Here is a 13843-nt window from a genome sequence, read left to right on the forward strand (position 1 = left end):
CCGGCGCAGCCGGGTTATTTCTCGACGAAGGCGCGCTCGATCACGTAGTCGCCGGGCTCGCCCATGCGCGGGGAGATGGTGAAGCCCAGGTCGTCGAGCAGCGCGCTGGTCTCGTCGAGCATCGCCGGGCTGCCGCAGATCATGGCGCGATCCTGCTTGGGATCCAGCGCCGGCAGGCCGGTGTCCTCGGCCAGCTTGCCGCTGCGGATATGGTCGGTCAGACGCCCCATGGTGTGGAAGTCTTCGCGGGTCACGGTGGGGTAGTAGACCAGCTTCTCGCGGATCTCCTCGCCCAGGTACTCGTGGGCCGGCAGCTCCTGGGTGATGAAGTCGGCGTAGGCGAGCTCGCTGACGCTGCGTACCCCGTGCACCAGCACCACCTTCTCGAAGCGCTCATACACCTCCGGGTCCTGGATCAGGCTCATGAAGGGCGCAAGGCCGGTGCCGGTGGAGAGCAGGTAGAGGTTGCGGCCGGGTAACAGGTCGTCGGTGACCAGGGTGCCGGTGGGCTTGCGGCTGACCATGATCTGGTCGCCCACCTTGAGGTGCTGGAGCCGCGAGGTCAGGGGGCCGTCGGGCACCTTGATGCTGAAGAACTCCAGATGATCCTCGTAGTTGGGGCTGGCGATGGAGTAGGCGCGCATCAGCGGTTTGCCGTTCACTTCCAGGCCGATCATCACGAACTGGCCGTTCTTGAAGCGAAGGCTGCGCTCCCGGGTGGTACGGAAACTGAAGAGGGTGTCGTTCCAGTGGTGGACGCTGAGAACGTCTTCCAAGGCAAACTTGCTCATGCCGACTCCTTGATATTCGATTAGGAAATAACGCTTCCGGTAAACTATAAAGAGAATTCTAAGAGCCCCGGCGTTATCTGTTAATTGAATTGTATGGATAACGTTTATCTATACTATAGATATAGCCTGCTCCGGAGCCCACACCATGCACTTCACCCTTCGCCAGCTGGAAGTCTTCGTCGCCGTGGCCCAGCACGAGAGCGTCTCCCATGCCGCTCGCGCCCTGGCCCTCTCCCAGTCCGCCACCAGTACCGCCCTGGCCGAGCTGGAGCGCCAGTTCGACTGTCAGCTGCTCGACCGCATCGGCAAGCGGCTCAAGCTCAACGCCCTGGGCTTCCAGCTGCTGCCCAAGGCGGTCGCGCTGCTCGACCGCGGCGAGGAGATCGAGGAGCTGCTGCGCGGCCAGCAGGGTGTCGGCTCGCTGGATGTGGGAGCGACCCTGACCATCGGCAACTACCTGGCCACCCTGTTGATCAGCGATTTCATGCAGCGCCATCCGGGCAGCCGGGTGCGGCTGCAGGTGCGTAACACCAGCGCCATTATCGAACGAATCGTCCAGCATGAACTTGATCTGGGCCTAATAGAGGGACGCTGCGAGGACGATGCCGTGGTCACTCAGCCCTGGGTGGAGGATGAGCTGGCGGTGTTCTGCTCCCCCCGCCACCCGCTGGCGGGCCTGGGCCCCGTGGAGCTGGACCGGCTGCTACGCGAGGCGTGGATCATGCGCGAGCAGGGCTCGGGCACGCGGCTGACGCTGGAGCAGGCCGCCCGCCACCGCCGCGGGCGCTTCAATATCCTGCTGGAGCTGGAGCATACCGAGGGGATCAAGCGGGCGGTGGAGTCGGGGCTGGGCATCGGCTGCGTCTCGAAGCTGGCGCTGCGCGATGCCTTCCGGCGCGGCAGCCTGGTGCCGATCCCCACCCCGGAGCTGGACCTGAGCCGCCAGTTCGCCTTCATCTGGCATCGCCACAAGTACCTGGCCACCGGGATGCGCGAGTTCCTGCGCCTGTGCCGCCAGATGACCGAGGGGATCCGGCGAAGCGACGAGATCGACCTGCCCCCGGTGCCCTGAGCCGGGGCACAGGCATCGCGTGCGTGCGACGAGTCGGCTCAGCGCCCCCCGGACGGGTCGGCCGCCTCCCCGCGCAGGGTGAAACCGCCGATGATCTCAGCCAGCCGGTCCGCCTGCTCCTGGAGCTGCACCGCCGCGGTGGTCGACTCCTCCACCATGGCCGCATTCTGCTGGGTCATGGCGTCCAGTTCGCTGACCGCTACGTTGACCTGGCCGATACCATCACGCTGCTCGCCGGCGGCACAGCTGATCTCGCCCAGCACGTCGGTCACCCGGGTAACGCTGGCGACGATCTCGGCCATGGTGTCGCCGGCCTGGGCCACCAGGCTGGCCCCATCCTTGACCCGGGTATCCGACGCTTCGATCAGCGCCTTGATCTCCTGTGCCGCCGTGGTGCTGCGGCTCGCCAGGTTGCGCACCTCGCCGGCCACCACCGCGAAGCCGCGCCCCTGCTCGCCCGCCCTCGCGGCCTCCACCGAGGCATTGAGCGCCAGCAGGTTGGTCTGGAAGGCGATGCCATCCATAACGTTGACGATCTCGGCGATCTGCCGCGAGGAGTCACCGATGGCGTCCATGGTGGAGACCACCTCGCCCACCACCTCGCCACCCCGGGCCGCCACTTGGGAAGCGGAGAGTGCCAGCTGGTTGGCCTGCTGGGCGGAGTCGGCGGTCTGCGCCACGGTGCCGGTGATCTCTTCCATGGAGGCGGAGGTCTGCTGCAGGCTGGAGGCAGCGCTATCGGTGCGCCGCGACAGGTCCTGCCCGCCGGTAGCAATCTCCGAAGCGGCCACCCGCACCGATTCGCTGCTGCGCCGTACCTCCACCAGGACATCATGGACCTTGTCGGCGAAGGCATTGAACTGGATGGCCAGCTGCGCGCCCTCATCCCGTCCGCGCACCGGCAGCCGCTGGGTCAGGTCGCCGTCACCGGAGGCGATCTCCCGCATGCGACTCGCCAGATGGCGCAGCGGTCGGGCGATGCGCCCGCCGACCCAGGCCAGGGCCAGGAGACCCAGCGCCGCCAGCAGCAGCCCCACCAGGCTCATGCCCAGGGTATCCTGGCGGCGCTGCTCGGCCAGCCCCTCCTGCAGGGCGTTGAGCTCCGCCAGCACGGCCGCCTCCGGCAGGCGAATCGTCAGGGTCCAGTGGATATCGGTGTCACCGATGGGGAAAGCGAGGTAGCGCTCGAGCAAGCCCTCCGCCTCGACCCCGATCATCTGCCCCGAGTCGCGAGCCTCAGCGATTCGGCTGGCCACCTCGCTGCCCATCACCGCCTCGGCGGGCTCACCGAGACGATCGCCGGCGCCGGTATGCGCCACCACCCCGCCGCCATCGGCCACCAGGGCCATCTCGCCAGCACCGTCGTAGAGCTCGTCATTGGCCGCCTCCAGCAGCCCCTGAATGAAATCCACCGAAAGATCGGCCCCGGCCACGCCGCGGAAGTCGCCCTCCACCATTACCGGCACATTGAAGGAGGTGACCATCAGGGTCTGGTCGCCGAACGCATAGGCGGCCGGATCGATGATGCAAGGCGCCTCGTTCTCCCGCACACAGAGGTAGTACTCCCCTTCGCGAACACCGGAAGGCAGCAGCGCTTCACTCTCGAGGGTGTCGCCCAGGGGCAGCACGTCGATCGCACCATCGGCGTCACGGTACCACCAGGGCATGAAGCGGCCGGTCTCTTGTTCATAGCCGTCCGCTTCGCGCCCGGCATGGAAGCGATCTCGATCGAAGGCATCGGGCTCCCAGCCGATATAGACATCGACCAAGTCGGGATGGGCCACCAGGGTCTCACGCATCAGCGTCGAGAGCTCGTCACGGTCCATCCACAGCAGGGGGCGCCCCTGCGCATCCTCGCGGCCCATCAGGGCATTGGTCTGGGCAAGCATCTGGGCGACCCGCAGCGGCTCTTCCAGACGGCGCCGAATTTCCACCGCACGGGACGCCGCCAGCGATGCCAGGCGCTCATCGATTGAGTCGCGCATCAGCTCTTCAGTACGGGAGGCCACCGTTTCCTGGGTGCGCGAAGACGCCACCAGGGAGTAGGCCACCATCGCCACCACGACCACCAGCAGGCAAGGGCCTGCCAGGGCGATGACGAAACGGCGGATTGATGTGAAGTGCATGAACTCCCCCTTGGCCGAGCGCTGTGATCGAGATCATCGAGCTATCGGCGAAAGGGGAGAATTCTTTAGGCTAAGGTCGCATAGTGGCAACGCCACTCAGCGCATATCGCTGACGGCCTCCTGGATGTCCGCCAGGCTGGCCTTGGAGAGGTCCTTGGCCAGGGTGTGGATCACCAGCTTGCTGGAGGGGCCGTCGAGCTTGTCGCGCAGCTGGCCCAGAAAACGCGGCGGGGCCACCAGGATCAGCTTCTCCAGGGTGTTATCGACCCGCGCACGATAGATACGCTCGGCCACTTCCTTGGCGAAGACCTGCTCTTCGTGGGTACGCGCCACGCTTTCGCCCCCCGAGGAGCGGGCGCTGGTCGACATGGACTCGTGAACGTCGGCCCCACGGTCGGTCACCAGATCGCCCTCGTGCAGCCGTCCCTCGGCATGAATCAGGCTCTCCTTCTCTTCCAGCTTGAGGGCGTCGCGGGTAAAGATGCGCGCCCGGGCTGCATCGGCCACCACGATATAGGTTGTCATAGCCTCTCCTTGATGCCAGTGGATGGGAGCGCACGGCGTCTCGGCCGCTTCGGGCACTCCCTCTCTCAACATTGGCAAGGGCGACCCCAGCGGTCAACTGCTCAGATCACCTTGCGGCGCAGCACGCTGGTGATCGCCTCGCCGACCAGCACCAGCGCCACGATGGCGATCAGGATGGTCGCCACGGTGGGCCAGGCGAAGGTGTCGATGGCGCCCTGCAGCAGGACTCCGATGCCGCCGGCGCCCACCAGCCCCAGCACCGTGGATTCACGAATGTTGATGTCCCAGCGCAGAATGACGATGGCGAAGAAGGCCGGCATTACCTGGGGCACCACCGCGTAGGCGATCACCTTCAGCTTGGAGGCGCCGGTGGCCTGCATGGCCTCTACCGGCCGGCGGTCGATCTCTTCGATCGCCTCCCCCATCAACTTGCCGATGAAGCCGATGGAGCGAAACATGATCGCCAGTATCCCCGCCAGCACGCCGGGCCCGAAGATCGCCACGAACAGCAGCGCCCAGATGATGGTGTTCACCGAACGGCTGGCGACCAGGATAAAGCGTCCCAGCCACAGGCAGGCGCGATTGGGGGTGGTGTTCTGGGCAGCGATGTAGGAGACCGGCAGGGCGATGAAAATGGTCAGCATCGTCGCCAGGGTCGCGATATGCACCGTCTCGAGCATGGCATTGAGGATCGGCCCCAGCCGGCTCGGATCCGGTGGCCACATGCGCGACCCCAGATTGGAGATCTGATTCGGCGCGTCCCACACCCAGGGCCAGAAGATGTCGATGTCGCGCACCGCCCAGTAGACCACCATCAGGGTCACCAGCAGCACGGCATAGCGAATCAGGCGCTGCCGGCGGTCGTAGCGCTGCCAGACGCGATCGGCCAGGGCACCGGCGTGATCTACCATATCTTCTTCCTTACCCAGCCGCTGATGCCTTCGCTGACCAGGATCACCGCGATGATGATCAACAGGATCGCGAAGGCGAAGTCATAGTCGTAGCGTCCGAAGGCGTTCATCAGGGTGCCGCCGATGCCCCCGGCGCCGACGATGCCCACCACCGCCGAGGCGCGCAGGTTGCTGTCGAGCTGGTACATCGACAGCCCCACCTGGCGCGGCAGGATCTGCGGGAAGACCGCATAGACCAGCGTCGCCAGGTAGCCGGCCCCGGCGGCGCGCATCGCCTCCACCTGCCCCCAGTCGATCTCCTCGATCTCCTCGGCCAGCAGCTTGCCGACGAAGCCGATGGAGTAGAGGGTCAGGGTCAGGATCCCCGCCAGGGGGCCGAAGCCCACCGCGGCGACGAACAGGATGGCCACGATCACCGGGTGGAAGCTGCGCGAGACGATGATCACCGCGCGGCCGAACAGATAGACCGGCAGCGGGGCGACGTTGCGCGCCGCCATCACCGCGAAGGGGATCGACAGCGCCACGCCGAGCAGGGTCGCCAGGATGGCGATCTGGAAGCTCTCCTTGAAGCCGGTGAACAGCAGCCCCCAGCGCTCGAAGCTCGGCGGAAAACCGCCGCCGAAGATGCGTGCCGCCCGCGGCAGCCCCTCGCTGATGCGCTCCCAGTTGAACGGCAGGCTACCGAAGGCCCAGATCAGATAGGCGATCACCGCCAGCCACAGGCCGTAGCGCAGCCAGGGATTGGCGATGAAGGGCGGCTTGCGCCAGGTTCGCGGCCCCGAGGACGAGCCGGCAGCCTCAGGCCTGGTCATGGGTCACCCCCCGGCTCCCCGCGTCGGCGCTGGCCGGCGGCGTTTCGACGAGCTCCTCCTCGGGCGCTTCGATGCCGCCATAGATGGCCTCCAGTGCCTCCTTGGTGAAGTCGGCCGGCGCCCCGTCGAAGATCATCTTGCCGTGGCGCAGGCCCACGATCCGCTCGGTGTAGGTCTTGGCCTGGGCCACGTTATGGATATTGATCAGCACCGGCAGCGACAGTTCGCTGGCCAGGCTCTGCAGCAGCTTCATGATCTGCTCGGAGGTGCGCGGGTCCAGTGAGGCGGTGGGCTCATCGGCCAGCAGCACCTCGGGCTCCTGCATCAGCGCTCGCACCACGCCGACCCGCTGGCGCTCGCCGCCGGACAGCGCATCCGCCCGCTTGTTGGCGTAGTGGGCGATCCCCACCCGCTCCATCAGGGTGAAGGCGCGCTCGATATCCTGCTGGGGATAGCGTCGCGTCACCGCCTGGTAGAGGTTCACGTAGCCGAGCCGACCGGCCAGCACGTTCTCCATCACCGTCAGCCGGTCGATCAGATTAAAGCCCTGGAAGACCATGCCGATCTTGCGCCGGGCCCGACGCAGTGCGGCCCCCCGAAGGTTGACCAGCTCCCGGCCGTTGAGCCGGATCGAACCGGAGGTCGGCTCCACCAGGCGATTGATACAGCGCAGCATGGTGCTCTTGCCGGCGCCCGAGGCGCCGACGATGGAGACCACGCTGCTGCCCTCGACGGTCAGATCGAGCTCCTTGAGTACCGGCTCGTCATGGCCGTAGCGTTTGACCAGCTTCGAGATTTCCAGCATTCACCCACCTCACAGCCAGAGACCGGCCCGCCCCGACCCGGTGGCCGAAGCAGGCAGCGCGGACTTATTCCAGGTCTTCGCGCGTGTAGCGCACGTCGTTGGCGGCCTGGATGGTGCGGATGACCTGCCAGTTGTCCTTGTAGTTGATGGGCACGAACTTATCCACGCCTTCGAACTCCTCGCCCAGCGCCGTGCCGGCGAAGTCGAAGCTGAAGAACGCCTCCCTGATCTTCTCCACCAGGTCGGGATGCAGGTTGTGGGCATAGTTGTAGGAGGTGGTAGGGAAAGAGTCGGTCTCGTAGATGATCTTGACCTCGTCCGGGTCGTAGAGGCCGCGGGCGGCCATGCGCTCGACCACCTCGGAGGCCACCGGGGCGGCGTCGTAGTCGCGGGCCACCACCCCCAGCATGGACTGGTCGTGGCTACCGGAGTAGACCACCTCGTAGTCCTCATCGGGCACGATGCCGTACTCCGGGAACAGCGCCCGGGGCGCCAGATTGCCGGAGTTGGAGGTCGGCGAGGTATGGGCCACCCGCTTGCCGGCGAGGTCGGTAAGCGCGTCGATACCGGACTCGACATGGGTATAGACCTGCAGGGTATAGCCGAACTGGCCGTCATCGGACCCCATCAGTGCGAAGGGCACCGCGCCGGCCAGATTGACCGCGAAGGGGGTCGGCCCGGTGGAGAAGCCGGCGATATGCAGGCGACCGCTGCGCATGGCTTCGACCTGCGCCGAGTTGGACTGAACGGCGAAGAAGCGCACGTCACGCTCCGTGACCTCCGCGAGGTGGTCGATGAACGGCTGCCAGATATCGGAGTAGATGGCCGGGTCTTCCACCGGGGTATAGGCGAAGATGAGGGTGTCGGGGTCGGCCCACTGAGACTCGTCGGCGGGCAGGTCGGCGACCATGTTGCCCTCCTCGTCGCAGTAGAGACTGTCCAGGTCACCGCGGGGGCAGTCGGCCTGAGCCTGGGCGGAGACGAGCCAGGCCAGCGGCAGCAGCGTGGCGAAGGCCAGGGTGGCGAAGGGGGGCTTCCGGGAAGCCAGGCGTGCTTTCATGGCGTACCTCATGATGTCATTGTTGTTGATATCGCGGTTGGCGGCGCTTTTGAGGCTGGCAATGGGGGGCTGGGTTCGGTGTGACAGCGTGCGCTATGCTGATGGCGCGCATCGACCTGATCGAAATCGAACATGGCTCCCGCCAGTCGTGATCACAAACGAAAGCTCATGTTTCAATCTAGGTAGTGTGACGATAGCATGTCAACCGAATTCCTCAACGCTCCCGCCGGACGCCGCAACCGCTATCTGCTGATGCGCCATGGCCACAGTCAGGCCAATGCCGGCGGGGTGATCATCAGCACCCCCGAGCGCGGCCTGGATGCCTTCGGGCTCTCCGCGCAGGGCCGCGAACAGCTAGATCGGTTGGTCGCCGAGTGGGCCTGGCCGGCACCGACCCATATCCTGCACTCCGATTTCCTGCGTACCGCCGAGACCGCCGCCCGCGTGGCCCGACGCTTCGACCTGCCGCTGGTCGCCGAGCCTGGGCTTCGCGAGCGCCATTTCGGCGAGCTGGAGGGCCAGCCCGACAGCCGCTACCCCGAGGTCTGGGCGCTCGACGCCGAGGACCCGGGGCACCGCCGGTTCGGCGTGGAGAGCGTCGCCGCCGTGGCCCGCCGCATGCAGGGGGTGATCGACCGTCTGGAGCACGAGGCCCATGACGCCACCGTGCTGCTGGTCAGCCATGGCGACCCGCTGCAAATCCTGCTGACCGCCCTGGCGCAGCGGCCGCTGGGCCAGCATCGCGACCAGACGCCGCTGGCGCCTGCCAGCGTCACTCTGCTGGCGCCGGGGCAGGCCCCGCCGACGGACTGAAAATGGGTTCATCGCAGACTGGCGTGAAATTGCCTTGTGGGAGGGAGCTTCAGCTCGCGAAGTAGCGCGCAGCGCTACCCATGGGGCGCCTGCGGCGCCTTCGCCCGGCAGAGCCGGCCTCCCACCATAAAGCCTGCCAAACATGTTCACGCTAAAGTGCGAAGAACCTGAAAATGGCGTGCCGCCACGCACTCGGCTTTGTTCGGTGCCGCCGACCCCCGGCCTTTGCCTAATGGAGCAGGCGCCATGTCGCCCGGTGCGGTAGCATTCGGTAACATGACAGCCGATGCTCAGAGGATGTGCCCATCGTGCCGGATACGGTCAGCCCCGATGCCAGTCGCCTCCTTGCCGCCCTTGCCAGCGGCAGTCGCGAGCTGATCGACGCCTATTTCTGGTCCCAGGGCGTGGATGCGCTGCTCGGCGAGCTGGGCCGCGCCTCCGGCGTCAGCCGTGTCTGGATCTTCCAGCTGATCGAGCTCAAGCCCGATGCCGTGGTGCAGGACTACGTCTTCGAATGGGCGTCGGCACCGCGCTATCGCCAGCTCATGCAGAAGCGCTTTCGCTTCTTCTCGATGATCTTCGACGACCCGGTCTACCGCCGTATGGTGGAAGAGCGCCAGCGCGGCGAGGCTCAGCGTTTTATTACCCACCGAATCCCCCCGGGCCCGCTGCGCGACAACCTCGAGAGTCAGGGCATTCGCTCCATGGTGACGGTGCCGATCATGGTCGAGGGCCGCTGGTGGGGCACCCTGGGCTTCGATGACTGCGAGCGGGCGCTGGACTGGCAGGGCAGCGGCATGCACGCCCTGACGGTGGCCGCCGAGCTGATCGCCTCGGCCCTCTACCGCCGCCGGCTCAGCAGCCGTCGGCGCCAGCTGGAGCTGTTCCAGCAGGTCACCGACTGCGGCATCTGGGAGATCGACCCGCGCAGCGGCTCGACCTGGTGCTCGCGGGCGCTGCTGCGAAGCCTCGGCTACCCGGACCGCTACGCCCACCTGCCGCTGCGCCGGCTGCTCGCCCATATCGCCACCGAGGATCGCCGGCGGCTCTGGGCACAGCTTCGCGAGGGATTCGAGGCGCGGCTGCCGAGCTGGCGGCTCGATGTGCGGCTGAAAAGCGCCCACGGCCAGCGGCGCTGGCACGAGATCGTCGCCGAATCCATGTATGACGAGCAGCAGCGACTGCGCGGCCTGGCGGGTCTAGTCATCGACATCAGCCAGCGCAAGCGAGGCGAGGAGATCGCCAAGGAGGCCGCCGAGTACGACGAGCTGACCGGGGTGATGAACCGTCGCGGACTGACCCGCCACCTGGCCGAGGCGCTAAGCGCCGGCACAGCGCCCCACCACCTGATGCTGCTCGATATCGACCACTTCAAGCCGGTCAACGACCGCTACGGCCACCCCGCCGGCGACTCGCTGCTGCGCCTGCTGGCCCGCCGCCTCGGCAACGAACTGCGCCCGGGGGACGGCCTGGCCAGACTGGGGGGCGAGGAGTTCGTGGTGGTCACCGGCGGCCTGAGCCGCCCCCAGGCCCGCGCACTCGCCGAGCGGCTGCGCACACGCATCGCCGACTCCCCCTTTCAGCTCGGCGGTGACCACAGCGATGCCCCGCCGCTGGAGGTGGCGATCACCCTCAGCATCGGCATCGCCGAGCTCCCCGCCGACCAGGAACTGCACCACGGCCAGGCCATGGCCATCGCCCGCGCCGACCAGGCGCTCTACGCCGCCAAGCACGCCGGCCGCAACCGGGTCCGAGCCGACTGGCCCTGAGTTCGGCCGCGGCTCAGTGGCCCAGGATCTGGCTCAGGAACAGCCGAGTGCGCTCCGACTGGGGGTCGTTGAAGAAGGGCTCCGGGGCGTTCTCCTCGATGATCTGTCCCTGATCCATGAAGATCACCCTGTCGGCCACGGTCTTGGCGAAACCCATCTCGTGGGTCACGCAGAGCATGGTCATGCCCTCGCGGGCGAGCTCGACCATGACATCGAGTACCTCCTTGATCATTTCCGGGTCCAGTGCCGAGGTGGGCTCATCAAACAGCATCACCTCGGGATGCATGCACAGCGAGCGCGCGATGGCCACCCGCTGCTGCTGGCCACCGGAGAGCTGTCCCGGGTACTTTCTCGCCTGCTCAGCGATCTGAACCCGCTCCAGATACTTCATGGCCTCGGCCTCGGCCTCGCGGCGCGGCTTCTTCTGCACCCACATGGGCGAGATACAGCAGTTCTCCAACACCGTCAGGTGGGGAAAGAGATTAAAGTGCTGGAACACCATGCCCACGCTGCGGCGAATCTGCTCGATGCGCTTGACGTCCTGGGTGAGCGGAATTCCGCCCACCACGATCTGCCCTTCCTGATGCTCTTCCAAGTGATTGATACAGCGGATCAGCGTCGACTTACCGGACCCCGAGGGGCCACAGATGACGATGCGCTCGCCGCGGTTCACTTCAAGATGAATGTCGCGCAGCACGTGAAAATCGCCGTACCACTTGTTGACGCCGCGCATCTCGACCATCAGGTCGCCAGTGCTGGATTGGGTTGCCTGTTCATTCATTGTATTAGTCCTTACCGTTTATGGCCGGTGTGGAGTTTCCGCTCCAGGTACTGGCTGTAGCGCGACATGCTGAAGCAGAAGATCCAGAACAGGAACGCCGCAAAGACATAGCCCTCTACGGCGAAGCCCAGCCAGCGCGAGTCGGACAGCGCCGCCTGGACGATGCCCAGCAGGTCGAACAGCCCGATGATCATTACCAGAGTGGTGTCCTTGAACAGCGAGATAAAGGTATTGACGATACCCGGGATCATCATCTTCAGCGCCTGGGGCAGCACGATCAGCCCCATGCGTCGCCAGTAGCTCATGCCCAGCGCCGCGGCCGCTTCCTCCTGGCCCTTGGGGATCGCCTGCAGGCCGCCGCGTATCACCTCGGCCATATAGGCACTCTGGAACAGAGTGATACCGATCAGGGCGCGGATCAGGCGGTCGACGCTGACCCCCGTGGGCATGAACAGCGGCAGCATCACCGAGGCCATGAACAGGATGGTGATCAGCGGCACCCCACGCCAGAACTCGATGAACACCACGCAGAAGCTCTTGACGATGGGCATCTGGGAGCGGCGCCCCAGTGCCAGCAGGATACCGATGGGCAGCGCCGCGACCATGCCAACCACGGCCAGCACCAGGGTCAGCATCAGCCCGCCCCAGCGATGGGTTTCCACCACCGGCAGGCCGAAGTAGCCGCCGTAGAGCACCCCATAGGCCATCAGCGGGAAGCCCAGCAAGCCGAAGACCGCGACCCAGCGCTTGAAGGGCAATCGGGGAATCGCCAGCCAGGCGATGAGCACCGCAAAGGTGGCGAAGATCAGGTTGGGCCGCCACAGCTCGGCGCGCGGATAGAGGCCGTAGATGAACTGGGTGAAACGGGCATTGACGAACACCCAGCAGGCTCCCTCCCGGGAGCAGTCGTCGCGGCTGGTGCCGACCCAGTCGGCGTTGATGAAGGCCCACTGGATCGTCGGTGTCAGCAGGAGGTAAAGCAGGTAGAGGCCCAGCAGGGTGAACAGGCTGTTCACCGGTCCGCTGAACAGGTTGGCACGCAGCCATGCCAGGGGCCCCACGGTGCGGATCGGTGCCCGGCGCGCCTCGATCATCTTGTCGTTGTGCGTCATGGCGCTCTCCTAGCGTTCTACCAGCGCCACGCGGGCGTTGAACCAGTTCATGAACAGCGACACCAGCAGGCTGATAGTGAGATACACCGCCATGGTCATGGCGATCACCTCGATGGCCTGCCCCGTCTGGTTGAGAGTGGTGCCGGCAAAGACCGAGACCAGGTCCGGATAGCCGATGGCGGTGGCAAGCGACGAGTTCTTGATCAGGTTGAGGTACTGGCTGGTCAGCGGCGGAATGATCACCCTCAGCGCCTGGGGGATCACCACCAGGCGCAGCACCAGCCCCTGGGGCAGGCTCAGCGCCTGGGCCGCCTCGGTCTGGCCATGGGGAATCGCCTGAATGCCGGACCGGACGATCTCGGCGATGAACGAGGCCGTGTAGATGGACAGCGCCAGCCACAGGGCCAGGAACTCGGGGATCACAGTGATACCACCGCGGAAGTTGAACCCGCGCAGCTCCGGCACCTCCCAGGTCACCGGCACCCCGGTCACGACCAGCACCGCGAGCGGCAGGCCAACGATCATCGCCAGCGAGATCCAGCCCGCCGGCAGTCGTTGCCCGGTCGCCTCGTGGCGGCGCCTGTTCCAGATCAGCAGGGCGATGCTGGCCACCACGGCCACGCCAAGCGCGGCGGGGATCAGCCCGAAGCCGGACAGGAACTGGGGCTCCGGCAAAAACAGGCCGCGGACATTGAGAAACACCAGCTCACCCAGGGTGAGGCTGTCGCGCGGGCTGGGCAGCGCCTGAAGCACGGCGAAGTACCAGAAGAAGATCTGCAGCAGCAGCGGGATATTGCGAAAGATCTCGATATAGCCGCTGGCCAGCCGGGCAATCAGCCAGTTGGGCGACAGCCGGGCGATGCCCACGGTAAAGCCGATGATGGTGGCGGCCAGGACACCCAGTGCCGAAACCAGCAGGGTGTTGAGCAGCCCCACCAGGAAGGTCCGGCCGTAGGTACTCTGTGAGGTGTACTCGATCAGGCTCTGGCCAATGCCAAACCCCGCCGTTCTTTCGAGAAAGCCGAAACCGGTGGTGATACCACGAGCCGCCAGATTGTCCTGGGTGTTGCCGATGATATAGAGCAGGAAGGCTGCCACGGCGGCGATCAGCAGCGCCTGGAAGAGCAGCGCGCGCTTGGCGCGATCACGCCAGAACGGCGGCTTGGGGCCCGAAGGTCGGGCCTGGGGTCGAACGGACATGGACAATTCTCCGCCTGGATCCGTCAAGCAGGGCACGCGGCTGCCGGCCCGGGATGGCCGAGCCGG

The 13843-nt window shown here is 66.1% G+C and carries 13 protein-coding genes; 3 read left to right on the forward strand and 10 right to left on the reverse strand.

What is annotated here, in order from left to right:
• Positions 1-14: 14 nt before the first annotated feature.
• Positions 15-791: a ferredoxin--NADP reductase gene (locus tag ACZIYR_RS18305; RefSeq protein ID WP_473031767.1), complete on the reverse strand. Its 777-nt coding sequence runs from the start codon at positions 789-791 to the stop codon at positions 15-17.
• Between the two features lie 145 nt (positions 792-936).
• Between ACZIYR_RS18305 and ACZIYR_RS18310 the strand changes: the two genes are divergently transcribed.
• Positions 937-1863: a LysR family transcriptional regulator gene (locus tag ACZIYR_RS18310; protein ID WP_483527648.1), complete on the forward strand. Its 927-nt coding sequence runs from the start codon at positions 937-939 to the stop codon at positions 1861-1863.
• A 38-nt stretch (positions 1864-1901) separates the two neighbouring features.
• On the opposite strand, the gene ACZIYR_RS18315 is transcribed toward ACZIYR_RS18310, so the two are convergent.
• The 6 genes from ACZIYR_RS18315 to phnD all read right to left on the reverse strand — a co-directional run bounded on the left by ACZIYR_RS18315 (position 1902) and on the right by phnD (position 8102).
• Complete coding sequence (locus ACZIYR_RS18315) at positions 1902-3989, reverse strand: methyl-accepting chemotaxis protein (protein ID WP_483527649.1); 2088 nt, start codon at positions 3987-3989, stop codon at positions 1902-1904.
• A 96-nt stretch (positions 3990-4085) separates the two neighbouring features.
• On the reverse strand, positions 4086-4586 hold the full coding sequence (locus tag ACZIYR_RS18320) for a host attachment protein (RefSeq protein ID WP_473034945.1): 501 nt from the start codon (positions 4584-4586) through the stop codon (positions 4086-4088).
• 29 nt (positions 4587-4615) lie between these two features.
• Complete coding sequence (gene phnE / locus ACZIYR_RS18325) at positions 4616-5425, reverse strand: phosphonate ABC transporter, permease protein PhnE (RefSeq protein WP_473031770.1); 810 nt, start codon at positions 5423-5425, stop codon at positions 4616-4618.
• Positions 5419-6237 (reverse strand): phosphonate ABC transporter, permease protein PhnE, encoded by an 819-nt coding sequence (gene phnE / locus ACZIYR_RS18330; protein WP_483527650.1) that lies wholly within the window; start codon positions 6235-6237, stop codon positions 5419-5421. The genes phnE (ACZIYR_RS18325) and phnE (ACZIYR_RS18330) overlap by 7 nt, the downstream gene beginning before the upstream one ends.
• Positions 6224-7042, reverse strand: coding sequence for a phosphonate ABC transporter ATP-binding protein (gene phnC, locus ACZIYR_RS18335; protein ID WP_483527651.1), 819 nt, complete (start codon positions 7040-7042; stop codon positions 6224-6226). Before phnC ends, phnE (ACZIYR_RS18330) begins: the two co-directional genes overlap by 14 nt.
• Positions 7043-7106: 64 nt before the next feature.
• The gene (phnD, locus tag ACZIYR_RS18340) at positions 7107-8102 is read right to left on the reverse strand and encodes a phosphate/phosphite/phosphonate ABC transporter substrate-binding protein (RefSeq protein ID WP_473031772.1); all 996 of its coding nucleotides are present in this window, start codon (positions 8100-8102) and stop codon (positions 7107-7109) included.
• Between the two features lie 198 nt (positions 8103-8300).
• On the opposite strand from phnD, the gene ACZIYR_RS18345 reads away from it, so the two are divergent.
• Complete coding sequence (locus ACZIYR_RS18345) at positions 8301-8915, forward strand: histidine phosphatase family protein (protein WP_483527652.1); 615 nt, start codon at positions 8301-8303, stop codon at positions 8913-8915.
• 308 nt (positions 8916-9223) lie between these two features.
• Positions 9224-10684: a sensor domain-containing diguanylate cyclase gene (locus ACZIYR_RS18350; protein WP_483527653.1), complete on the forward strand. Its 1461-nt coding sequence runs from the start codon at positions 9224-9226 to the stop codon at positions 10682-10684.
• Between the two features lie 13 nt (positions 10685-10697).
• Here ACZIYR_RS18350 and ACZIYR_RS18355 read toward each other — a convergent pair whose 3' ends face one another.
• From ACZIYR_RS18355 to ACZIYR_RS18365, 3 genes are read right to left on the reverse strand one after another with little or no spacing between them, the layout of a single operon-like run.
• Entirely contained in the window at positions 10698-11426 is a 729-nt protein-coding gene (locus ACZIYR_RS18355) for an amino acid ABC transporter ATP-binding protein (protein ID WP_483529104.1), read from the reverse strand.
• Positions 11427-11476: 50 nt separating this feature from the next.
• Positions 11477-12577 (reverse strand): amino acid ABC transporter permease, encoded by a 1101-nt coding sequence (locus tag ACZIYR_RS18360; protein ID WP_483527654.1) that lies wholly within the window; start codon positions 12575-12577, stop codon positions 11477-11479.
• A gap of 9 nt (positions 12578-12586) precedes the next feature.
• Positions 12587-13777, reverse strand: a complete 1191-nt coding sequence (locus ACZIYR_RS18365) for an amino acid ABC transporter permease (protein ID WP_483527655.1) — start codon at positions 13775-13777, stop codon at positions 12587-12589.
• Positions 13778-13843 lie beyond the last annotated feature (66 nt).

The sequence above is a fragment of the Billgrantia sp. NRB1 genome (assembly GCF_056921725.1).